This window comes from Arthrobacter sp. ISL-72 (genome assembly GCF_018613755.1).
GTDB lineage: Bacteria > Actinomycetota > Actinomycetes > Actinomycetales > Micrococcaceae > Arthrobacter.
In genome coordinates, this window is sequence record NZ_JAGGPP010000017.1 from 39453 (window position 1) to 60526 (window position 21074).

Consider the following 21074-nt stretch of genomic DNA (forward strand, 5'->3'; position numbering starts at 1 on the left):
CAACCGCAGAGCGGCGGAAACTATTGGAGGAATTGATGAACGTCACAGTAGACGGTTCAGACAGCTTTGTGATCGGCGTCGACTACGGCACGCTGTCCGGGCGGGCCGTGGTGGTCCGCGTCCGGGACGGCAAGGAACTGGGCAGCGGAGTTTTTGAATACCCCCACGCCGTCGTGACCGACGCCCTTCCCGCGGACGTGGCCGGCGTTCCAGGCGAAACCGCCGCCCGGCTTCCAGGCGAGTGGGCCCTCCAGGTGCCCGACGACTACCGCGACGTGCTGCGCCGGGCGGTGCCGGAAGCCATCGCCGACGCCGGAATCGATCCCGCCGCCGTTGTGGGCATCGCCACCGACTTCACGGCTTGCACCATGGTGCCGGTCAAGGCGGACGGCACTCCGCTGAACGAGCTTCCCGGCTTCGCCAACCGCCCGCACGCCTACGTGAAGCTGTGGCGCCATCATGCCGCGCAGGCGCAGGCTGACCGGATCAACTCGCTGGCCGCGGAACGCGGTGAAAGCTGGCTGCCGCGCTACGGAGGCCTCATCTCCTCGGAATGGGAGTTCGCGAAGGGCCTCCAGCTCCTGGAGGAGGACCCTGATGCCTACGCCGCAATGGACCACTGGGTGGAGGCGGCCGACTGGATTGTGTGGCAGCTGTGCGGCAACTACGTCCGCAACGCCTGCACCGCCGGCTACAAAGGCATCTACCAGGACGGCCGCTACCCGTCCGAGGAATTCCTGTCCGCGCTTAATCCGGACTTCAAGGATTTTGTCAGCACCAAGCTGGAACACACCATCGGGCGGCTGGGCGACGCCGCGGGCCGGCTGACTGCCGAGGCCGCGGCATGGACCGGTTTGCCGGAAGGGATAGCGGTTGCAGTGGGCAACGTTGATGCGCACGTCACCGCTCCGGCGGCAAAGGCAGTGGAGCCCGGGCAGCTGGTGGCCATCATGGGCACGTCCACCTGCCACGTCATGAACGGCTCCGAACTCCGCGAAGTGCCGGGCATGTGCGGCGTGGTGGACGGCGGAATCGTTGACGGACTGTGGGGCTACGAAGCGGGCCAGAGCGGCGTGGGCGACATCTTTGGCTGGTTCACCAAGAACGGCGTTCCGCCCGAGTACCACCAGGCAGCCGCAGAAAAAGGCCTGGGCATCCACGAATACCTCACCGGACTGGCTTCCCGGCAGGCGATTGGCGAACACGGCCTCCTTGCCCTGGACTGGCACTCCGGTAACCGCTCCGTGCTGGTGGATCACGAACTCTCCGGCGTGGTTGTGGGCCAGACCCTCGCCACCCGCCCCGAAGACACCTACCGGGCGCTGCTGGAAGCCACGGCGTTCGGAACCCGCACCATCGTGGATGCCTTCCGCGACTCTGGGGTGCCGGTCAAGGAGTTCATCGTGGCCGGCGGCCTGCTGAAGAACAAACTGCTGATGCAGATCTACGCAGACGTCACCGGCCTGCCGCTGTCCACCATTGGCTCAGCCCAGGGACCGGCGCTCGGTTCTGCCATCCACGCTGCCGTGGCTGCCGGCGAATACGCGGACATCCGTGCTGCCGCAGGGGCCATGGGTTCGGAGCCAGGCGGCATCTATATTCCCATCGCGGAAAATGTCGCCGCCTACGAGGAGCTATTCCAGGAGTACCGGACGCTGCATGACTACTTCGGCCGGGGCGCCAACAGCGTGATGCACCGGCTCAAGGCGGTCCAGCGCTCCGCCAGGCGGGCCTCTTCGCCTCCCGCAGGCGGCGAAACTGCCGGCATTGTCTCCGAGCCGGCGGAAGAGGAAGTGTCCGCATGAACCAGCTTCTGGAAACCATCGCACAGGTCCGGCGCGAGGTCTGCGAACTGCACGCCGAGCTCACCCGCTACGAGCTGGTGGTATGGACGGCCGGCAACGTCTCCGCCCGTATCCCCGGCCACGAGCTGATGGTCATCAAGCCGTCCGGAGTCTCCTACGCGGACCTCACGCCGGAAAGCATGGTGGTCACGGACCTCTATGGCGTCCCCGCTGAGGGCGAGTGGGATAACCCGGCCTTCTCGCCGTCGTCGGACACCGCCGCCCATGCATACGTCTACAGGCATATGCCGGAAGTGGGCGGCGTGGTGCACACGCATTCCACCTACGCCACGGCGTGGGCTGCCCGCGGTGAGGCGATCCCTTGCGTGCTGACCATGATGAGCGACGAGTTCGGCGGAAGCATTCCCGTTGGCCCCTTCGCGCTGATCGGTGATGACTCGATCGGCCAGGGAATCGTGGAAACCCTGCGCAATTCAACGTCGCCGGCGGTCCTGATGCAGAACCACGGGCCGTTCACCATCGGCAAGGACGCCCGCTCTGCGGTGAAGGCCGCGGTCATGTGCGAGGAAGTGGCACGCACCGTGCATATCTCCCGCCAGCTGGGCGAACCCCTGCCGATCGACCAGCGCAGCATTGAATCCCTCTACGCCCGCTACCAGAACGCCTACGGCCAGTAGGCCGCAGCCCGCTTTCTTCAGGAGAACCCCCATGAGCAACGCCAACAACACGTCCGCCAACAGGACTTCGCTGGAGCACTACGAGGTCTGGTTCCTCACTGGCAGCCAGCACTTGTACGGCGAGGACGTCCTTAAGCAGGTTGCGGTGCAGTCGCAGGAGATTGCCGACGCCCTGAACGGGTCCTCCGACGTTCCGGTGAAGGTGGTCTGGAAGCCCGTCCTCACCGATTCGGACGCCATCCGCCGCACCGCGCTGGAAGCCAACTCGGACGACGCCGTAATCGGTGTGACCGCATGGATGCACACCTTCTCGCCCGCCAAGATGTGGATCCAGGGCCTGGACCTGCTCCGCAAGCCGCTCCTGCACCTGCACACCCAGGCCAACGTGGAGCTGCCGTGGGCGGACATCGACTTCGACTTCATGAACCTGAACCAGGCAGCCCACGGCGACCGCGAATTCGGCTACATCCAGTCACGCCTGAATATCCCGCGGAAAACCGTCGTCGGGCATGTCTCCAACCCTGAAGTTTCCCGCCAGGTGGGCGTGTGGCAGCGGGCATCGGCCGGGTGGGCAGCCGTCCGCACCCTCAAACTGACCCGCTTCGGCGACAACATGCGCAACGTGGCCGTCACCGAAGGTGACAAGACCGAAGCAGAGCTGCGCTTCGGCGTCTCGGTGAACACCTGGTCGGTCAATGAGCTCGCCGACGCCGTCCACGGCGCCGCGGAGTCCGACGTCGACGCCCTCGTTGCGGAATACGAGCGCCTCTACGACGTGGTCCCCGAACTGAAAGCCGGGGGGGCACGGCACGAATCGCTGCGCTACAGCGCCCGCATCGAACTGGGACTCCGCAGCTTCCTCGAGGCCAACGGTTCGGCTGCGTTCACCACCTCCTTCGAGGACCTGGGCGAGCTGCGCCAGCTGCCCGGCATGGCGGTGCAGCGGCTGATGGCCGACGGCTACGGCTTCGGCGCCGAGGGCGACTGGAAGACTGCCATCCTGGTCCGCGCCGCCAAGGTGATGGGTGCCGGCCTGCCCGGCGGCGCGTCGCTGATGGAGGACTACACGTACCACCTCGCGCCGGGCCAGGAGAAGATCCTGGGCGCGCACATGCTGGAGGTCTGCCCGTCGCTGACCGCCACGAAGCCGCGCGTCGAGATCCACCCGCTGGGCATCGGCGGCAAGGAAGATCCGGTCCGCATGGTGTTCGACACCGATGCCGGCCCCGGCGTCGTCGTTGCGCTGTCCGACATGCGCGACCGGTTCCGCCTCGTGGCGAATGCCGTGGACGTCGTGGACCTGGATGAGCCGCTGCCCAACCTGCCGGTTGCGCGGGCGCTGTGGTCCCCGAAGCCCGACTTCGCGACGTCAGCCGCAGCATGGCTGACTGCCGGCGCTGCGCACCACACCGTGCTCTCTACCGCCGTGGGCATGGACGTGTTCGAGGACTTCGCCGAGATCGCCAGGACCGAGCTGCTGACCATCGACGAAGGCACCACCATCAAGCAGTTCAAGAAGGAACTGAACTGGAACGCCGCCTACTACAAGCTCGCGGGCGGGCTGTAGCCACTCCTGCTTCCGGCCGGCCGCTCAGCCTGCAGTGGCCGGGCGGGCGGCCAGAGTCACTTTGGCTTCCTGCGAGTCCGTTCCGCGGCGGATCCCCACCGTCACGGTCTGGTCCGGGTTCTTGTTCCGGAGCTCGGCCAGCAGGTCCTCGGGCGAGGACAGCTCCTTGCCGTCGACGGCGGTGAGGACATCTCCCGGCCTGATGCCGGCGGCGTCCGCCGGGCCGCCGTCCACAACGGACAGGACCAAAGCGCCGCGGGTGTCTTGCAGGCCCAGCCGCTCTGCGATCTGAGGGGTGATCTCTCCCGGGCGGAGGCCGATGAAGGCGTGGTCGGCCGTGCCGTCCTCGCGAAGCTGTTCGGCCACCCGGACCGCCGTTGCTGCCGGAATGGCAAAGCCCAAGGCCACTGCCCCTGACTGCGGGGGTATGTACGCCTCGCTGACGCCGATCACCTCGCCGCTGGAATTGACGACGGCGCCGCCTGAGTTTCCGGGGCTGATGGCGGCGTCGGTCTGGATCAAGTCCACCAGCGACTGGCTGCTGGCCGCAGAACCCGGGATCTCGCGGTGCAGTCCTGAAATGATGCCGGCTGTGGCGGTGTTTTCGAAACCGAGCGGTGAGCCGATCACCACTGCCAGCTCGCCGACCCGGGGGAGCGCGGTCTGGAACTTCGCGGCCGGCAGCCCGCTGCGTTTGGCTTCCACCAGGGCGAGGTCCGAGATGGCATCGGCAGCCTTCACCGTGCCGGCCACCCGCTGGCCGTCCGCGAAGGCAATCTCCACATCGGAGTTGCCCCGCACCACATGCTCGTTCGTCAGGATCAGCCCGTCGGCAGCGAAGACAACACCGCTGCCGACGCCGTCGTCTGTCTTGACCGTGACGACCGACGGTTGCACGTTTTCGACGATGGAGGGGATGTCCGCCGTTCCCTGCGGTGCGCCCTGACCTTGCCTGTTCGCGGGCGACGACATTGGCGTTGTGGCGGGCGCCGGGTTCGATGGACTCTGTTGCGGACTGCCGGTGCAGGCAGCGGCCGTCAAAAGGACGACGGCGGCTGCCGCTGCAGATACGGTGACGCGGCCGGGACGGCGGCGTCCGGCGGCTGAAGTTGGCCCCACTGTTCTTCCCTTCTTCTGAGCTTCCCGCTGGGCTATGCAGTTATCATAAGGTTACTTATTATTCGGCGTCCCGTTCACTACAATTGGTGCATGGACCCATTGGCCTCGATCGTGTTGGTGTTCTGTGCGGCGTTCCTTTGGCTCGCCTTCGCCCTCATCCTGCTGTCCAGGATCAATCGTGAGGAGCGCCGGGCGTTGCGGCGGGCGCGCAAGGCGAGCCGCGTGAAAACGGCCCACCGCATCCGCCCCGTTCCTGCGGCGCACGACAGCATGCCCCACCGGCACCGCCTGCGGTTGATGCGCCGCCACTCCCTGTAATCGACGCCTGGTCCTGGGCGGATTGATGAAAGGATCTGCTCATGATTCAGGACTTGGAAGACGTGCCGGTTCGGCTTCGGGCAACGCTCCGGCACATCATCGGCGCGTGCCGAAGTGACCTGCGCTTTCGAGCCGTCTGGCTCCAAGGGTCGCTGGCGCGCGGCCTTGCCGACGATTGGAGCGATATCGACCTGCACGTCGCCGTTGACGATGTGAAGGACTTCGACGCCGTGGAATGGCTGGCGTCGCTGCTTCCTTTGGTTCTGGCAGACGCGATCCCCGGACTGCCGGGGGCGTTCATCTGCCTGACCCCGGAGTGGGTTCACATCGACCTGAATGTTCACGCACTAACGGACGAGCTGCCGGGTAGGCTGCCGCGCCGCGTGCTGCTCGACCGGACCGCATCAGTTTCCGACATGCCGGAGACCCGGCGCACCGCCGGCCGAGCGTTTTTCCCCGGGCAACAGGCCCAAATCTTCCTGCACTTCATGGGCAAGGCCGTGGCTGCAGTCCACCGGGCCGATTGGATCGCACTTTCACACACAACGGTGGCTATGCGCGACAGCCTGCTCATTCCGCTCATGCTCGCCGAGAACGGCAGCCGGACTGATCCAGGAGAGAAACGCATCGCCAGGCATCTGAACGATGAGCAGAAGGACTCGCTGCAACGACTTCCCGCTATCGGGCTCACTGAGCGCGACCTCCGGGAAGCCCAGCAGGCGCTCGCCGTCGAGTACCTGACGAGGGCACGCCGGTTAGCAGACGCATGCAGCGCGGTATGGCCGGCGGAACTCGAGCAAGCGGCGAAGCAACTCTGGCTACGGGAACTCGGGATTCACTTGCCGGGCCGTTTTTAGGCGCCCTGCCCGCTCCCTTCCGCGAGGTGCCGGATCAACTCGTCGAGGATGGGGAGTTGGCCCTTGACCAGCTTGGTGCGCGCCACCGCCTCATCCACCCAGGCGGCGTCGTCGATCTCCGGGAAGTTATGGACCGTGCCGGATCCTTTCGGCCACTCCAGCGGAAAGGTGTTGCTCACGATCCGTTCGGGCTGGAAGTCCGATTCTGCCGCAAACACCGTGATGATCTTGCCGGAGGGCTGCAGGAAGGCGCCCAGGTGAAAGTAGTCGGCTGCCGGCGCAGGGGAGCCCATCTCCTCGGCGAACTCACGGTGCGCTGCCAGCAGCGGGTCTTCGTCTTCGAGGTATTCGCCTTTGGGAACGGACCAGGCACGGGCGTCCTTGCCGGCCCAGAACGGTCCGCCCATATGGGCTATCCACAGCTCCAGCTGCGATCCCCTGCCCCGCCTGTACAGCAGGATTCCTGCGCTTCGAACGGTCATCTGCACTCCACGTCCCAAGGCTATCCGTGATCATCGCCCCGGATCTACCCCAGGATTTGCGGCTTCCGGAAGGTCCGCCGGACCCGTTCGGATTCCTGCGATAAAAATCAGGCGGGAAACCTATATACAGTCCGGGAGGCAGGGGGTAGCGTCAATACAGGAACCCTGCCTACTAGAACTTTTTCGCAGGGCCCCTCCCGGCGTTGTGCAGCGCGCCCGGAGGTAATGCTGCTATAGCCTCATGGCGGCTCGTCCTGCACCCTGAGGAAAGAGCCTACGATGGCCACCTCTCATTTCCAGCAGTTCCTTCGCGACGCCACTTCCCCCGCCCCGGACACCGACACCCCACTGGGTCCGGATTGCCTCTACGGCCTGTACACCAGCTGGTGTCTGCTCCAGGGACTGACGCCCCAGCCGGAGCGGTTCTTCCGCGCCGGGATGCGCCTGTGCCGGGTCAACATCCACGGCGGCAGGCTGAGGATGAAGGGACGGGCCGCGGCAGATTACATCCTTTCCAGCTACCCGTACTCCGGTTGATCATGTCACTGCGAGATCCCGGCTTCCGCCCAGACCGCGGAGGACGGGCACGCGTCATGCCGGTAATGTGCGACCGCTGCGGCACCGACCGCCATCTCATCATCAGGTCCGTGACAGAGCTGCCAGGCCAACCGGCCGACATCCTCCTGGCGTCTTATACCTGCCAGCGGTGCCGGCGCTTCAGCGAACATCCTGCCCGGGTTGCTGATCTCTCAATAGTCCTGGGCCGCCCCGAACAGACAGGGGACGTGCTGATATTCGGCGGGCACTACATGCACTGCGGCCAGCCGATGGAAAAGGCCGGCTCCGAACTCCGCCGGCTGTCCGCGCCCCTGTCCACCGAAGCCGCGGACCACGACGCGCTGGATGTCTACCTCTCCACCCGGGTCCTGCGATGCGCATGCGGCTTCCAGATGGAACTGCCCGAATGACCATCACAGTTACCCCGCCCGTTGCCCGGAACCGGCATTCTTGAAAGGATCGGACTATCCGGCCGGACAGCCCTCACCAGGGGCTGGTGCCGGCAGGCCGCGACGCGTGACACCGGCGCCGCACACATAAGGAGCGTAATGGTCGGCGGAGCAGCGGCATGAGCAACCTCGAGGCAACCCCCGAAGAAATCGTGTGCACCGAGGGCGACCGCACCGCCGGAGTCGAATTCCTGGCCCCGCGGGAAGTGCCGCTGGGCGGGCCGCGCGCCATGCCGGTCCGGCGCACGCTTCCCCAGCGGCAGCGGAGCCTGATCGGCGCCTGGTGCTTCCTGGACCACTACGGCCCGGCCCTCGTACCGGCGTCCGGCGGCATGCGCGTCGCGCGGCACCCCCACACGGGCCTTGCGACGGTGAGTTGGCTCTTCACCGGCGAGATCGCCCACCGCGACTCGGCAGGGTTCGAGGCGATGGTCCGGCCCGGCGAGGTCAACCTGATGGTGGCCGGCAGGGGGATCTCGCACCAGGAGTTCTCCACCCCGGAGACAACAGTGCTCCACGGCGCCCAGCTGTGGATCGCCCTGCCCGACGCGACCAGGAACATGGCTCCCACCTTCGAGCACTACGCACCGGAGCCGGTGCGCGGCGAGGCTTCAGAACTGCGCGTCTTCCTCGGATCGCTGGCCGGGTCCTCCTCGCCGGTGACCACGTACACTCCTCCGCTGCTGGGAGCGGAGGCCGTGCTGCGGGCCGGCGGCCGGCTGGAACTGGACCTGGATCCGTCCTTCGAGCACGGAATCCTGCTGGACACCGGCAGCATGCTGCTCGACGGCACCCCCATGGCGGTGGACCACCTCCATTACCTCCGGCCAGGCCGCAGAAGGATGGTCCTGGAAGCAGGAGAGTCGCCGGCCCGCGTGCTCATCCTGGGAGGGGAGCCGCTTGGCGAGCAAATCGTGATGTGGTGGAACTTTGTGGGGCGCACGCACGACGAAGTCGTTGCCTACCGTGCCGCCTGGCAGGCCGAGATCGGCGCCGAACCGGCGGCGCCTCCTGCCGGTACTCCATACCCCGACGGCGCGCCCTATCCACGGTTCGGGCCGTTCCCCGACGGACAGCCCGACCCGCTGCCCGCCCCCGTCCTTCCCAACGCCCAGCTGCGCCCCCGCGGCTGACGAGGGGCTGAGCTCAGCCCCCGCGGGTCATCGGGGCGACTGAGCTGCGTCCCCAGCGCTGGTCGCGCGGTCGGTGCGAACAATCACCCACTTGACGTCCCGTTGTGCAGCGCTAACAATTGTCTTCTATAACGTTGTAAAAGAAGCAGAAACGAGGACGTTTACGTGGGCACTTCCGAACAGGCCACAGCCAAAATCACCATCGACCCCGCCTTTGCCGTGGGGCCGGTCCGCCGCCGCACCTTCGGTGCTTTCGTGGAGCACCTGGGCCGCTGCGTGTACACGGGCATCTATGAACCCGGCCATCCCAAGGCAGACGAGGAAGGCTTCCGGACCGATGTCCTGGAACTCACCCGCGAACTTGGCGTATCCACCGTCCGCTACCCAGGCGGCAACTTCGTCTCCGGCTACCGCTGGGAAGACGGCGTGGGACCCGTGGAGCAGCGGCCCGCCCGCCTTGACCTGGCCTGGCACTCCACCGACCCCAACCACGTGGGTGTGGACGAATTCGCCAAATGGTCCGTCAAAGCAGGTGTCGAACCAATGATGGCCGTGAACCTGGGCACCCGCGGAACCCAGGAGGCACTGGACCTGCTGGAGTACTGCAACATCGACGGCGGCACGGCCTTCTCCGATCAGCGCCGGAGCAACGGGGCCGAGAACGGCTACGGGATCAAGATGTGGTGCCTGGGCAACGAGATGGACGGCTTCTGGCAGATCGGCCACAAGAACGCCACAGAGTACGGCAGGCTGGCTGCGGACACGGCCCGTGCCATGCGGATGGTGGAGCCGGACCTGGAACTGGTGGCCTGCGGGTCGTCGTCCCCGGACATGCCCACGTTCGGCGAGTGGGAGCGGGTTGTCCTGACGGAAACCTACGACCTGGTGGACCTGATCTCCGCGCACCAGTACTTCGAGGACTTCGGCGACCTTCAGGAACACCTCTCCTCCGGCCACCGGATGGAGGCTTTCATCCAGGACATCGTGGCGCACATCGACCACGTGAAGTCGGTCAAGAAATCCACCAAAGAGGTCAACATCTCCTTCGACGAGTGGAACGTCTGGCACATGAGCCGCGACGAATCGAAGGCGCCAACCGGCAAGGACTGGCCCGTGGCCCCCGTGCTGCTGGAGGACTGCTACACCGTGGCGGACGCCGTCGTCGTCGGCGACCTCCTCATCACCCTGCTCCGCAACACCGACCGCGTGCACTCCGCCAGCCTGGCGCAGCTGGTCAACGTCATTGCCCCGATCATGACGGAGCCCGGCGGCCGGTCCTGGAAGCAGACCACCTTCCACCCGTTCGCACTGACTTCGCAACATGCCAAAGGAACCGTGCTGCAGCTCGCCGTCGAATCCCCGCTGCTCAGCGGCGGCAAGACCGCGGGCTTCGCCGCGCTGTCCGCCGTTGCGACATTTGATGCGGAGGCCGGTGAAGCTGTGGTCTTCGCCGTCAACCGCTCGGCCACCGAAGCGCTCATGCTCGACGCCGCCCTGGCGGGCCTGGGCAGCGTCAAAGTCGTCGAGGCTGTCACCTACGCCAACAAGGATCCTTACTGGCAGGCGACGGCCGACGATGCGACCTCGGTACTGCCGGGCGAGAACGTCAGCGTAAAGGTCGACGGCCGCCGGCTCACCGCCGAGCTCCCCGCCGTGTCCTGGAGCATGATCCGCCTGGCGGTCAACTAACCTGGCAGGTCAACTAACCGGATAGCTACAAAGCGTGCGACGGCGGCCCCGTGCCGCCGTCGGGCGTTTAATGCTCTTAGTGGCACTGCAGGCAATCTTGGAGAGGCAGGCGGATCATGAGAGTCCTTGTCACAGGTTCCGCGGACGGCCTGGGACGTGCCGCTGCGGATTCGCTGCTGTCGGCCGGGCATGGCGTGGTGGTGCACGCCCGCAATCAGGACCGCGCAGCCGGCCTCGACGCGCTCGTCCACCGCGGCGCGGGCATCGTGGTGGGTGACTTCACCGAGCGGGAGGCAGTGCGGCGCATCGCCGCGGAGCTGAACGACGAGGACCCGCTGGACGCGGTGATCCACAACGCCGGAGTCTGGAACGGGCGGGCGGTCATGCCGGTGAACATTATCGCGCCGTACCTCCTCACCGCGTTGCTGCACGGACCGCGGCGCCATGTGTACCTGAGCAGCGGTTCCCATTTCGGGGGGCACCCTTCGCTCGCCGGGGTCGATTGGCTGGGCAAAACGCCCGGCTCGTATGCGGACAGCAAGCTGTTCGTCACCGCGCTCGCTGCCGCCGTTGCCCGCCTGCACCCTGAACTGGTCAGCAACGCGGTGGACCCCGGCTGGGTGCCGACCAGGATGGGCGGACCCGGAGCGCCGGACGATCTGGATCTGGGCCACCAAACCCAGGAATGGCTCGCGACGAGCGACCAGCCACAGGCGCTCACGAGCGGCGGCTATTGGTATCACCGGCGGCTGCGGAAGCCACACGATTCAGTCAACGACCAGGCATTCCAGGACCGGCTCCTGCAAGCCCTCGCCAAGGAGACCGGCACTCCGCTCTGACCAATCAACCGTCCAAGCCGCCGAAAAGGCAAAAACGGTGCAGGTCTGCAACGATGTAGCTGTACGTGTTGCCGGGAAAGGAACCACCTGTGGCTGTGACCATGAACGACGTTGCGCGCGCCGCCGGCGTCTCGTTGAAGACCGTGTCCAATGTGCTCAACGACTACGAGTTCATCCGGCCCGTCACCAAGCAGAAGGTGCTGGACGCCATCGCCGAGCTGGGGTACGAAGCAAACCTGACGGCCCGGAGCCTGCGCTCGGGCAAAACCCGCATGCTGGGGCTGGTGCTGTCCGACCTATCCATCCCGTACTACGCGGAGCTCGCGTCGCGGTTGATGACGTTTGCGTCGGCCCGCGGCTACCGCGTCCTGGTGGAGCAGTCGGGGGCCGAACCGGGGCACGAACTCAGCGCGCTGCAAGGTCCGTTCCGCCAGCTCACGGACGGCCTGCTGTTCACCCCGCTGGCCCTCGACGCCGGAACCATCGCCGCCCACCAGGGGACCAAGCCGGTCGTGATGCTCGGGGAGCACATCGCCGATCCGCGGTTTGACCTGGTGACCATGAAGAACGCCGAAGCCGCGGCGGCGATCACCGCCCATCTGCTGGCCAGCGGCCGGCGGCGGATTGCCGTCCTGGGGGCGGCATCGGAAGACACTACAGACAGCCCCGGCCTGCGTTTGAACGGCTACCGGGAGGCGCTGAAAACTGCCGGCGTGGAGTTTGATCCCGCCCTGGTGGTGCAATGCGACTGGCGCCGCGACGGAGGAGCGTCGGCCGTCGGCAGCCTGCTCGACGACGGAACAGAGTTCGACGCCGTCTTTGGCCTGAATGACGCCATTGCACTGGGTGCCATGCACGAACTCCTGATCCGCGGCCACAAATTGCCCGGCGACGTCGCGGTGGCCGGCTTTGATGACATCGACGAGGCCCGCTTCGCGTCGCCGTCGCTGACCACGGTGTCGCCCGGCATGGAGGAGATCGCGGAGCGGTCCGTCAAGCTGCTCATTGACCGGATCGAAGGGGCTGAGGCCTCATCTGAGGGCCTTCACGTGGAGGCGGGATTTGAACTGAAAGTCCGGGAGTCGGCGCCCTAAGCAGGGAAGGAATCGACCGGCCCGCGTAATCTTCGCGAATTAGGTCACGTTCGGCTTGCGAATTAGGTGAGCGTGGGGAATCCTCTTATGAGGCAAGCCTAACCTTGGCTGCGATATTTGAGGCTCCACGTTCATGACTGCAAACTATTTGATCGGCCTGCGCGAAGGCCTCGAGGCGACGCTCGTTGTCGTTCTCCTGATGGCCTATCTCATCAAAACAGGCAGGCAGCACCTGCTGCCCCGGCTGTGGGCAGGCGTCGGCTTCGCCGTGGCGGTGTCCGCGGGCTTCGGTGCCCTGCTCACTTTCGGCCCGCGCGGACTCACCTTCGAGGCGCAGGAAGCGATAGGCGGAAGCCTTTCCGTCGTCGCGGTGGGGCTTGTGACCTGGATGGTGTTCTGGATGGCCCGGACCGCCCGGACCCTGGGCACCGAACTGCGCTCGCAGGTGGACAGGTCGGCAGGTGGCGGCGGCTGGGGGCTCGCCGTTGTTGCCGCCCTTGCCGTGGGCCGCGAAGGCCTGGAAACGGCACTTTTCCTGTGGGCTGCCGCGCAGGCCACGGAACAGTCGGCAACACCGCTCTTCGGCGCCCTGCTGGGACTGGCCACCGCCGTCCTGCTGGGGTTCCTGCTCCACCGCGGAGTGCTCAAAATCAACCTCGGGGCATTCTTCACCTGGAGCGGCGCCGCGCTGGTTGCTATCGCCGGCGGTGTCCTGGCGTACGCCATCCACGATTTCCAGGAAGCCGGAATCCTGCCAGGTCTCCACAGCCTCGCCTTCGACGTATCGGCGGCCATCCCGCCGTCGTCCTGGTACGGAACATTGCTCAAGGGCACCCTGAACTTCTCGCCCGCCACCACCTGGCTGGAAGCGGCAGCATGGCTGCTGTACGTTCCGGCTGTACTCTTCTTCTACCTTCGATCCAACCGCCGCGCGTGCCCGGCGCCGCAGCCCGAACCAGCTGCCCGGACCGCCGTCGCGGCGTCCTGACCCACCCCCGCACCCCCAAAGGATCACCCCCATGCCCAGCCCCAGCCTGCCCACGTCCGACCTTTCAGCAGCGACCCGCACCTCCGGCCGCCGGCGCCGTGCCGGCCGCCTGGCCGCAGTCGCCGCCGTCGCCGTCCTTCCGCTGGCCCTGGCCGCCTGCACGGACAACGCGGCGCCGTCGTCCCCGACCGGAACCGCCGGGGCGGCAGGCCCCATCCAGGTGACCAGCACCAGCGATGCCTGCAAGGTGTCCGTGGCCTCCGCGAAGAGCGGCAACCTCACCTTCGCCGTCCAGAACGACGGCGACCAGGTCACCGAGTTCTACCTCCTTGCGGAGGACGGACTGCGGATCCTGGGCGAGGTGGAAAACATCGGCCCGGGCCTTACCCGCAACCTCGTGGTCACGGTTCCGGCGGGGAAGTACAACACCGCCTGCAAGCCCGGCATGGTGGGTGACGGGATCCGGTCCGCCTTCGAGGTGACCGAATCCGGCAGCCAGCCAGCCGTGGACAGCGACCTCAAGGCGCTCACAGACCAGGGTACGGCCCAGTACGTGGCGTACGTGAAGGACCAGACCGAACAGCTGCTGGCCGGAACCAAGGAATTCGCCAAGGCCTACGCTGCCGGTGACACGGCCGCCGCCAAGGAGCTCTACGCCTCAACGCGCATGCACTGGGAGCGGATCGAACCCGTTGCCGAGTCCTTCGGCGACCTCGACCCCAAACTGGACGCCCGCGAAGCTGACCTGGCCGAGGGCGAGGAGTGGACCGGCTGGCACCGCGCCGAAAAGGACCTGTTCCCGCCGGCAGGTTTCCAGGCACTGGCCGCCGCTGAGCGTCAGAAGCTTGCCGACCAGCTGGTTGCCGACACGGAGGAACTGGCCAAGCGCACCCGGACGGTGGAGCTCACCGCGGACAAGCTGGGCAACGGCGCCAAGGAACTGCTGGACGAGGTGGCTACCGGCAAGGTGACCGGCGAAGAGGAAATCTGGTCCCACACCGACCTGTGGGACTTCCAGGCCAACGTGGACGGCGCCCGGATCGCCTTCGAAAACCTCAAGCCCGTGCTGAAGCAGAAGGACCCGGAGCTCGCCAAGAGCCTGGACACCAAATTTGCCGCGCTGCAGGCCGAGCTGAAGACCCACGCCAAGGGTGACGGCTTTGCCTACTACAACGAACTGACCCCGGAGCAGGTCCAGCGCCTCGCCTCCCTGGTGGACTCGCTCGGCGAGCCGCTGTCCAACCTCACCGCGGCAGTCGTGCTGTGACCGGCTGCCCCTTCGGCGGCGAGGACGGCGGCCAGCGCGACACGTCCCCGGCCAACCCCGGTGCCGCCGCACCAGCTGACGGGGCCGTTCACGGGGGCACGGCTGATGCAACGGCCAGTCGGCGCGGAGTGTCGCGCCGCGGACTCCTCTCCTTCGCCGGAGTCGGCGGTGCCGGCGCCCTGGCCGGGCTCGCCGCCGGCCTGCTGGGACGCGACGCCGTGTTCGCCGCAACACCCGCCGCGGTGGCGGCGTCCAGCGACACCGTCCCCTTTTACGGGGACCGTCAGGCCGGAATTACGACGGCGGCGCAGGACCGCCTGCACATGGCCGCCTTCGACGTCACCATCGAGGACCGGGACGAGCTGATCCGGCTCCTCAGGGTCTGGACCGCCGCGGCGGAGGCCATGACCCAGGGCAGGGAAACGGGTGAGACCGGCGCGGCCGGGGGCTCGTATGACGCCCCGCCCGAGGACACGGGCGAGGCCATGGGCCTCAGCGCAGGCAAGCTCACGGTGACGTTCGGCTTTGGCGCCGGCCTCTTCGAAAAGGACGGGAAGGCCCGGTTCGGGCTGGAAGGCCGACGCCCCGATGCCCTGATCGACCTGCCGCATTTTCCCGGCGATGACCTGCAGCCCGGCCGCAGCGGCGGGGACATCATCGTCCAGGCCTGCGCGGACGATCCGCAGGTGGCGGTGCACGCCATCCGCAACCTGGCCCGGCTGGGCTTCGGGAAGGTCCGCGTCCGCTGGTCCCAGCTGGGCTTCGGACGTACGGCCTCGACATCACGGGCGCAGCAGACGCCCCGCAACCTGTTCGGTTTCAAGGACGGCACCAACAACCTCAAGGCCGAAGACACCGGCCTGCTGGACGAGCATGTCTGGGCTGGTGCAGGCACCCGCCCCGGCGAGGCATGGATGCAGGGCGGCAGTTACCTTGTGGCCCGCCGGATCCAGATGCACATCGAGATTTGGGACCGGACGTCACTGGGTGAGCAGGAAGGCCTGATCGGACGGACCAAGGCCGAGGGCGCGCCGCTGTCCGGCGGCAAGGAATTCAGCGCGCCGGACTTCAACATCAAGGGCAAGGACGGCGAACCTCTGATGGGGATGGACTCCCACGTGCGGCTGGCACACGCCGACCAGAACGGCGGGGTCCGGATGCTGCGTCGCGGGTACAACTTCACCGATGGCTCGGACGGCCTGGGGCACCTCGACGCCGGCCTGTTCTTCATTGCCTTCGTCACGGACCCCCGCACCCACTACGTGCCCATGCAGATGACCATGGCCAGGAAAGACACCCTGGCGGTTGAGTACCTCAAGCACACCGGATCCGCCCTGGCTGCAGTACCGCCGGGCATCAGGCCCGGCGGCTTCGTCGGCGAAGGGCTGTTCAGCTGACACTCGTTCCGCATGGCTGCCGCCTGGCTGACAGGCAGGATCAGTCCGCGGAACAGATGGCCGAGCTCGCCGACATCCAGATGTAGACGCTGGATGGCCGGGTTCCCTCCGGAGCATGCGCTCGCCGCTCATGCTGGATTAGTCGTCAATGCCGGTGCTGAGGCTGAGCCCGCGCCATTGGTCCAGTTCCGCGCGCTGCGCATCGGCGACGGCGGTGAAGGCGCCGTACGCATCCTTGCCGAGGACCAGCAGGGCAGGCGGCTTCGGGGACTCGACGACGGCGATGATCGCCGCGGCGGCCTTGTCCGGGTCGCCCGGCTGGGTACCGTGGACGGTGTCGTTCTCCTTGCGGCGCTTCCCGGCAGTTTCCGCGTAGTCTGCGATCGCCGTCGTTGACTGGGTGAGCGAGCGGCCGGCGAAGTCGGTGCGGAATGCACCGGGCTCAATGACAGTGACGTTGATGCCCAGCGGCTGGAGTTCCTTGTGGAGTGACCCGGAAAGCCCTTCGAGGGCGGCTTTGGTGGCGGAGTAGTAGCCGGAGCCTGCCGGCGAGATGCGTGCGCCGATGGAGGAGATGTTCAGGATCGACCCGGCCCTCTTGGCCCGCATGTCCGGCAGGACTGCCTTGATCATGTCGACGGCGCCGAAAACGTTCGTGTCGAACAGTTGGCGGATATCGGCGTCGTCGGCTTCTTCCACAGCGGCACGGTAGCCGTAGCCGGCGTTGTTCACGAGCACGTCGATGCCGCCGAATCTGGCCCGTGCCTTATCCACCGCCGCGGTGATTTGGTCCTTGTCGGTGACATCGAGGGGGAGGGCCAGCGCGGTGCCCGGGAAAGCAGCCGCTATATCCTCCACCGCGGCAACATTCCGGGCGGTGACGACGGCGTTGTGACCGTGTGCGAGCACTGTCTGGGCGAGTGCCCGGCCGAGTCCGGTCGAGCAGCCTGTGATGAGCCAGGTGGCCATTGGCGTTCCTTTCGATGATGCCGTGCATCCGGGTGGATTTCGGCGACTGATTCCAGTCAAGCGTGCATTCCCGGGTTCCGGGAGGGGCTGGCGATACAGGTACTCGCAGTGCCTCCCGCTGGCGGCCGGAGGCTTCTAGGGTGGGGATAGGGATAACCGGAAAGCGGTCCGCGAGTTCCTCGCCCGGCGCCTCCGGGAGCGTGCTGGACGCCGTCGCCAGGGCTCTGCAGCTTGACGAGCCGGAGCACACACACCTGATCGACCTTGCGGGGGCGGCCGGTCCTGCACCGAAGTGGACGAGCTGGACGGCGGCCGACGCCGGACCTGCACCTGCCGCTGCATCCGCGGCACTTCCGGCGCGGGCAACAACTCCCCTTGGTGACCAGCAAAACTGACTGTCAGCAGGCGACTTACCGCATTGTCCGGCGTCATGCACGCTCATGATCGCGGTGTGGCGCTCCCCCTCGCGGAGATGAATTGCCGGATCCATTCCACAGTTTCCGGATGATCCAGATGCAGCCCGTGCCGTGCGCCGGGCACCCTGATCAAAGTGGAAAGGCGTATATGCCGGTGCAACAACACGGCGTTCTCCAGAGGCGCCAGGGCGTCATCCGCACCGTGAAGGATCAGCGTCGAGGCGTGAATGGCGTCGAGCTCATTCCAGGCGTCGTGGTCGCTGCTTGCCTTGAAGTGCCGCGACTTGGCCCATGATGAGGCCGGGGAACTGAAGAAGGTGCGTGCGTCGTCGGCATGCAACGCGGACCATTCCGGGTCAAAAAAGAGCGGTAGCATTCGGTTGAAGTCGCCGCTGATGAGGGCAGCAACGGCCGCAGCATCGGCCGGAACCCCGGTGCCTTTCCCGCCGCTGGTGGCCGCGAGGACTATGGAGCGCACTTGGTCCGGATAATCGATTGCCATCCACTGGGCTACTCTTCCTCCCATGGAGTGGCCATAGACGTGTGCGGCGGCAACGCCTGCGGCTCGGAGCACCGAGACCGCATCGGCTGCAAAGAATCGCGTTGAATACCTCCCGGAGTAGCCCTTGCCGCTGCCTCCGATCCCGCGATGGTCAAAGCGAATGACGCGGAAGTGCCGTGCCAGGGCCTGCGCAGTCGGGCCCCAGCCGGACATTGCGGTGGCTTGCCCGGCAATCAAAAGCAACGGCTCACCGTCGCCTTCCTCAGTCCATGCCAACTCGGCGCCGTCTTCGGCCAAGGCAGTTTTCATAGGTACCTCACTTCATTCCACTGCCGGGTGACCCGCGACCGAAGCCCCGCCGCAGCGGCGTATCGTCAAAACTATATTGCTCGCGCGGCCGTCCCCAGAACTCTGAGCGCGGGAAGCAACTCGGATACAGCAAGGGTAAAAGTCGCTAATGCAGCAAGGGTGAAAGCACGGGCAAGGTTTACCGCGGGGGCATTGCAGGCCACACTGATCCTGATGCAAGCCTTCTTCGACGGACTCCTCCACGCCAGCCCGCTACTGGTGGCCTGTGTCGTGTTCGCTTTGGTGTTCGCCGAGGACGCGCTGTTCGTCGGATTCGTCATTCCGGGCGAAACAGCGGCCGTTGTGGGCGGCGTGGTGGCCGGGAAGGAAGGGCTTCCCCTGGCGGCGATGATCGCCGTCGTGGTTTCTGCGGCGATCCTGGGTGACACCGTGGGCTACGAAATCGGCAAGCATCTGGGACCGCGGCTGATCTCGCACAAGATCTTTGACCGGAAGCGCCCGCAACTGGAGAAGGCCCAGGACTTTCTCAAGAGACGGGGCGGCCCGGCCGTCTTCCTTGGCCGGTTCACCGCGTTCTTCCGCGCCGTGATGCCTGCCCTGGCAGGGCTCAGTGGAATGCCTTACCGGCGCTTCGCCCTCTGGAACATCACGGGCGGAGTGCTGTGGGGGAGCCTTTTCGTCACCCTGGGCTTCCTCGCCGGCAACGTTTATGACGAGGTTGCCCGCACGGCCGGAACCACCGCCGCCGTCGTTGTTGCCTCAGTGGCGGCGGGCGTTCTGGTCATCTGGCGGATCCGCCGGCACCGGCACGCGGCCGCTGCCGACAAGAAGTACTAGCTCCGTTCTCTCCGGGTAGGACCGTGTGATCCAAGGCAGGCTCATTCAGTGCCCCGGGTCCTTGGGGGTGATCCTAGGCGGCTGTAAAGAGTGCCCATTCAGGGAAGGGATCCACAGGTAGCGGCGGGCCGAGGCCCCCGGCGTCGTAAGGGTTTTCCGCGCTCTCCGCCGAATCCGTCCAGTCGGACCCACTGTCGCCCAATCCATGATCTATATCATGCCGCATAAGTTTTTGTGATTGGAAAAGCCGCTGACAGTGGCGATTAATTACAGCGTTACAACCACTCTCAGTGTGGTTACTTGATGTAACGTACGCTGTCCGCTGAAAAGGGGCTCAAGCCCGTTGTTGTCAGGTTGGACTTTGGGACTGTCTATCACAGCAGTAAGGTAATTGCGCTTCGGGCCCTATCCTGACGCAATAAGGCGGGCTGCCTGACGTCAGGTTGGGGTGTGCCTTAACCAGACGAACATGATCGGTGCACCGGGTGTGCAGACCTCCACGAGGTGACGTAAGAGGCCGCGTTAGACCTCACCTCATTGGCCGGTCCCGAGTTGCGTCATGCCCTGTACGGAAAAATTCGCTGTTGGTGTATGTGCCGTGATGGTGACAGCTCATTGACGAGAGTCCAACGGGTGCGTGCACCGGCCAAGGGGGGATGATTTCCCCTCCTGCACGTACCGCAACGATAGCGAGTCTTCGTCAGGTCGCCACCATCCACTGCTTGGTGCGTGTTCACCGGTAGCTGCCCTTCTGGTGGCCCGTCCGACGTAACCTGTTGTTCTTGGGCGAGGGCGAGGGTCGATGAGTCCTCCACTGTGTTGAAGTCGTTGCGTACTGCTTCCACTCCGGGAATGGAGATCTTCAAGGGCGATGTATTGCTGGGAAGCCGCGAACTCGTTGCCTATCTGGCTGGCCAGGAGGTCATTGAGCTTAGAGGCGGGCACTTGGGACTCCTGGGCTCGTGTTGGAGGGTGCGGCATTAGGGCTGTAAAGCCAGGATAGGCCGTCGGAGATGAACATCCTTTTGCAGATGCAAAGTCCAATCCCAGTAATGGTGGGAGTGGGACGAAGGAGGCGTAAGCGGGACAGGTTCAGTTCACGATTTTGGGATCATCCCGCACACACGGGGGTAGTGACAAGTATCTGCAGGAACTTGGAATCCTAGGTGTTGGATCTGTGTCGCCCCGGTGTTAGCGGCCATGAAAAACTGCCCATAGGCGGCCACGAAAATGCCCACTGACGGCCAGTAAAACTGCCCACTGACGGCCAGTAAAACTGCCCATTGGTGGCCATGAGATCTGCCCACTTCCTTACTGAACCTGCCGCGTCTTAAGCGGCGGGGGCCTCTCCCCGGGATTTGATGACGGTGTCTAGTCGCACCAAAGTCGCCCAGGAAGAGGCCCTGTATGAAGCATGACGGAGAAATCATGGAAATTCTTGCTGCCTACGATCTGACCGGATCGTTGCGCGCCACCGCGGAGCTCACGGGCTGCTCCCACCACACTGTTGCCAGGCATATCGCTGCCCGCGACGTTGGCCGGCCCATCGCAGAGCCCGCGGCGCGGGACCGGGTCACCGACGCCTATCTGCCCAAGATCGAGGAATGGATCGAGGCGTCCAAAGGCCGGATCCGCGCCGACAAAGCCCACGAGAAGCTCCTCGCCCTGGGCTATGAGGGTTCCGAGCGGTCCACCCGCCGCGCTGTCGCTCAGGTTAAGGCCGCGTGGCGGCTGGGCCACACACGTGTCCACCGGCCGTGGATCACTGAGCCGGGGATGGGGCTGCAGTACGACTTCGGCGA

General features: G+C 65.9%; 20 protein-coding genes and 1 pseudogene. 17 read left to right on the forward strand and 4 right to left on the reverse strand.

Annotated features, from left to right (window positions below; all coding sequences use genetic code 11):
• Positions 1 to 35 precede the first annotated feature (35 nt).
• From araB to araA, 3 genes are read left to right on the forward strand one after another with little or no spacing between them, the layout of a single operon-like run.
• Entirely contained in the window at positions 36 to 1805 is a 1770-nt protein-coding gene (gene araB / locus J7I92_RS15705) for a ribulokinase (RefSeq protein ID WP_251040003.1), read from the forward strand.
• Positions 1802 to 2482: an L-ribulose-5-phosphate 4-epimerase gene (locus tag J7I92_RS15710; protein ID WP_214841967.1), complete on the forward strand. Its 681-nt coding sequence runs from the start codon at positions 1802 to 1804 to the stop codon at positions 2480 to 2482. The genes araB and J7I92_RS15710 overlap by 4 nt, the downstream gene beginning before the upstream one ends.
• Before the next feature lie 31 nt (positions 2483 to 2513).
• A complete protein-coding gene (gene araA, locus J7I92_RS15715; protein ID WP_214841970.1) occupies positions 2514 to 4049 on the forward strand; it encodes an L-arabinose isomerase in 1536 nt (511 codons plus the stop codon).
• A 24-nt stretch (positions 4050 to 4073) separates the two neighbouring features.
• Here the strand turns inward: araA and J7I92_RS15720 are convergent, their stop codons facing one another.
• Entirely contained in the window at positions 4074 to 5168 is a 1095-nt protein-coding gene (locus tag J7I92_RS15720) for a S1C family serine protease (protein WP_214841973.1), read from the reverse strand.
• Positions 5169 to 5258: 90 nt separating this feature from the next.
• Between J7I92_RS15720 and J7I92_RS15725 the strand changes: the two genes are divergently transcribed.
• Together J7I92_RS15725 and J7I92_RS15730 are read left to right on the forward strand one after the other, a co-directional pair.
• Positions 5259 to 5486, forward strand: a complete 228-nt coding sequence (locus tag J7I92_RS15725) for a hypothetical protein (RefSeq protein ID WP_214841978.1) — start codon at positions 5259 to 5261, stop codon at positions 5484 to 5486.
• A 41-nt stretch (positions 5487 to 5527) separates the two neighbouring features.
• Positions 5528 to 6343 carry a nucleotidyltransferase domain-containing protein gene (locus tag J7I92_RS15730; protein WP_214841981.1) on the forward strand — a complete coding sequence of 272 codons (816 nt, stop codon included), beginning with the start codon at positions 5528 to 5530 and terminating at the stop codon, positions 6341 to 6343.
• Here J7I92_RS15730 and J7I92_RS15735 read toward each other — a convergent pair.
• Positions 6340 to 6825, reverse strand: coding sequence for an NUDIX domain-containing protein (locus J7I92_RS15735; protein ID WP_214841983.1), 486 nt, complete (start codon positions 6823 to 6825; stop codon positions 6340 to 6342). The genes J7I92_RS15730 and J7I92_RS15735 overlap by 4 nt on opposite strands.
• Positions 6826 to 7104: 279 nt before the next feature.
• Here J7I92_RS15735 and J7I92_RS15740 point away from each other — a divergent pair, with 279 nt between their 5' ends.
• The 9 genes from J7I92_RS15740 to efeB all read left to right on the forward strand — a co-directional run bounded on the left by J7I92_RS15740 (position 7105) and on the right by efeB (position 16239).
• Complete coding sequence (locus J7I92_RS15740; protein ID WP_214841986.1) at positions 7105 to 7362, forward strand: hypothetical protein; 258 nt, start codon at positions 7105 to 7107, stop codon at positions 7360 to 7362.
• Positions 7363 to 7472: 110 nt separating this feature from the next.
• Positions 7473 to 7793 carry a hypothetical protein gene (locus tag J7I92_RS15745; RefSeq protein WP_214841990.1) on the forward strand — a complete coding sequence of 107 codons (321 nt, stop codon included), beginning with the start codon at positions 7473 to 7475 and terminating at the stop codon, positions 7791 to 7793.
• Positions 7794 to 7951: 158 nt separating this feature from the next.
• Positions 7952 to 8965 carry a pirin family protein gene (locus tag J7I92_RS15750; protein WP_214841993.1) on the forward strand — a complete coding sequence of 338 codons (1014 nt, stop codon included), beginning with the start codon at positions 7952 to 7954 and terminating at the stop codon, positions 8963 to 8965.
• Positions 8966 to 9130: 165 nt separating this feature from the next.
• Complete coding sequence (locus J7I92_RS15755; protein ID WP_214841996.1) at positions 9131 to 10654, forward strand: alpha-N-arabinofuranosidase; 1524 nt, start codon at positions 9131 to 9133, stop codon at positions 10652 to 10654.
• Positions 10655 to 10770: 116 nt separating this feature from the next.
• A complete protein-coding gene (locus J7I92_RS15760; RefSeq protein ID WP_251040004.1) occupies positions 10771 to 11493 on the forward strand; it encodes an SDR family NAD(P)-dependent oxidoreductase in 723 nt (240 codons plus the stop codon).
• Positions 11494 to 11582: 89 nt separating this feature from the next.
• Positions 11583 to 12587: a LacI family DNA-binding transcriptional regulator gene (locus J7I92_RS15765; protein WP_214841999.1), complete on the forward strand. Its 1005-nt coding sequence runs from the start codon at positions 11583 to 11585 to the stop codon at positions 12585 to 12587.
• Between the two features lie 133 nt (positions 12588 to 12720).
• On the forward strand, positions 12721 to 13575 hold the full coding sequence (gene efeU / locus J7I92_RS15770) for an iron uptake transporter permease EfeU (protein WP_214842002.1): 855 nt from the start codon (positions 12721 to 12723) through the stop codon (positions 13573 to 13575).
• A gap of 31 nt (positions 13576 to 13606) precedes the next feature.
• Positions 13607 to 14842: an iron uptake system protein EfeO gene (efeO, locus tag J7I92_RS15775; RefSeq protein ID WP_251040005.1), complete on the forward strand. Its 1236-nt coding sequence runs from the start codon at positions 13607 to 13609 to the stop codon at positions 14840 to 14842.
• Positions 14839 to 16239: an iron uptake transporter deferrochelatase/peroxidase subunit gene (efeB, locus tag J7I92_RS15780; RefSeq protein ID WP_214842006.1), complete on the forward strand. Its 1401-nt coding sequence runs from the start codon at positions 14839 to 14841 to the stop codon at positions 16237 to 16239. The genes efeO and efeB overlap by 4 nt, the downstream gene beginning before the upstream one ends.
• 138 nt (positions 16240 to 16377) lie before the next feature.
• Here the strand turns inward: efeB and J7I92_RS15785 are convergent, their stop codons facing one another.
• Positions 16378 to 17208, reverse strand: coding sequence for an oxidoreductase (locus tag J7I92_RS15785; RefSeq protein ID WP_214842009.1), 831 nt, complete (start codon positions 17206 to 17208; stop codon positions 16378 to 16380).
• A gap of 140 nt (positions 17209 to 17348) precedes the next feature.
• Between J7I92_RS15785 and J7I92_RS24665 the strand changes: the two genes are divergently transcribed.
• Entirely contained in the window at positions 17349 to 17603 is a 255-nt protein-coding gene (locus tag J7I92_RS24665; RefSeq protein WP_396020400.1) for a hypothetical protein, read from the forward strand.
• 43 nt (positions 17604 to 17646) lie between these two features.
• On the opposite strand, the gene J7I92_RS15795 is transcribed toward J7I92_RS24665, so the two are convergent.
• Positions 17647 to 18435, reverse strand: a complete 789-nt coding sequence (locus J7I92_RS15795) for an alpha/beta fold hydrolase (RefSeq protein WP_214842010.1) — start codon at positions 18433 to 18435, stop codon at positions 17647 to 17649.
• 192 nt (positions 18436 to 18627) lie between these two features.
• Here J7I92_RS15795 and J7I92_RS15800 point away from each other — a divergent pair, with 192 nt between their 5' ends.
• Both J7I92_RS15800 and J7I92_RS15805 read left to right on the forward strand, forming a co-directional pair.
• Positions 18628 to 19272: a DedA family protein gene (locus J7I92_RS15800; protein WP_311380392.1), complete on the forward strand. Its 645-nt coding sequence runs from the start codon at positions 18628 to 18630 to the stop codon at positions 19270 to 19272.
• A 1407-nt stretch (positions 19273 to 20679) separates the two neighbouring features.
• A pseudogene (locus J7I92_RS15805) lies at positions 20680 to 21074 on the forward strand (IS21 family transposase); the annotation flags it as partial.

Bases quoted from the DNA above. Each gene is read 5' to 3' on its own strand.
- J7I92_RS15735 (WP_214841983.1), bottom strand. From the start codon at position 6,825: ATGACCGTTCGAAGCGCAGGAATCCTGCTGTACAGGCGGGGCAGGGGA.
- J7I92_RS15760 (WP_251040004.1), top strand. From the start codon at position 10,771: ATGAGAGTCCTTGTCACAGGTTCCGCGGACGGCCTGGGACGTGCCGCT.
- efeO (WP_251040005.1), top strand. From the start codon at position 13,607: ATGCCCAGCCCCAGCCTGCCCACGTCCGACCTTTCAGCAGCGACCCGC.
- araB (WP_251040003.1), top strand. From the start codon at position 36: ATGAACGTCACAGTAGACGGTTCAGACAGCTTTGTGATCGGCGTCGAC.
- J7I92_RS15740 (WP_214841986.1), top strand. From the start codon at position 7,105: ATGGCCACCTCTCATTTCCAGCAGTTCCTTCGCGACGCCACTTCCCCC.
- araA (WP_214841970.1), top strand. From the start codon at position 2,514: ATGAGCAACGCCAACAACACGTCCGCCAACAGGACTTCGCTGGAGCAC.
- J7I92_RS15730 (WP_214841981.1), top strand. From the start codon at position 5,528: ATGATTCAGGACTTGGAAGACGTGCCGGTTCGGCTTCGGGCAACGCTC.
- efeU (WP_214842002.1), top strand. From the start codon at position 12,721: ATGACTGCAAACTATTTGATCGGCCTGCGCGAAGGCCTCGAGGCGACG.
- J7I92_RS15750 (WP_214841993.1), top strand. From the start codon at position 7,952: ATGAGCAACCTCGAGGCAACCCCCGAAGAAATCGTGTGCACCGAGGGC.
- J7I92_RS15725 (WP_214841978.1), top strand. From the start codon at position 5,259: ATGGACCCATTGGCCTCGATCGTGTTGGTGTTCTGTGCGGCGTTCCTT.
- J7I92_RS15710 (WP_214841967.1), top strand. From the start codon at position 1,802: ATGAACCAGCTTCTGGAAACCATCGCACAGGTCCGGCGCGAGGTCTGC.
- J7I92_RS15785 (WP_214842009.1), bottom strand. From the start codon at position 17,208: ATGGCCACCTGGCTCATCACAGGCTGCTCGACCGGACTCGGCCGGGCA.
- J7I92_RS15795 (WP_214842010.1), bottom strand. From the start codon at position 18,435: ATGAAAACTGCCTTGGCCGAAGACGGCGCCGAGTTGGCATGGACTGAG.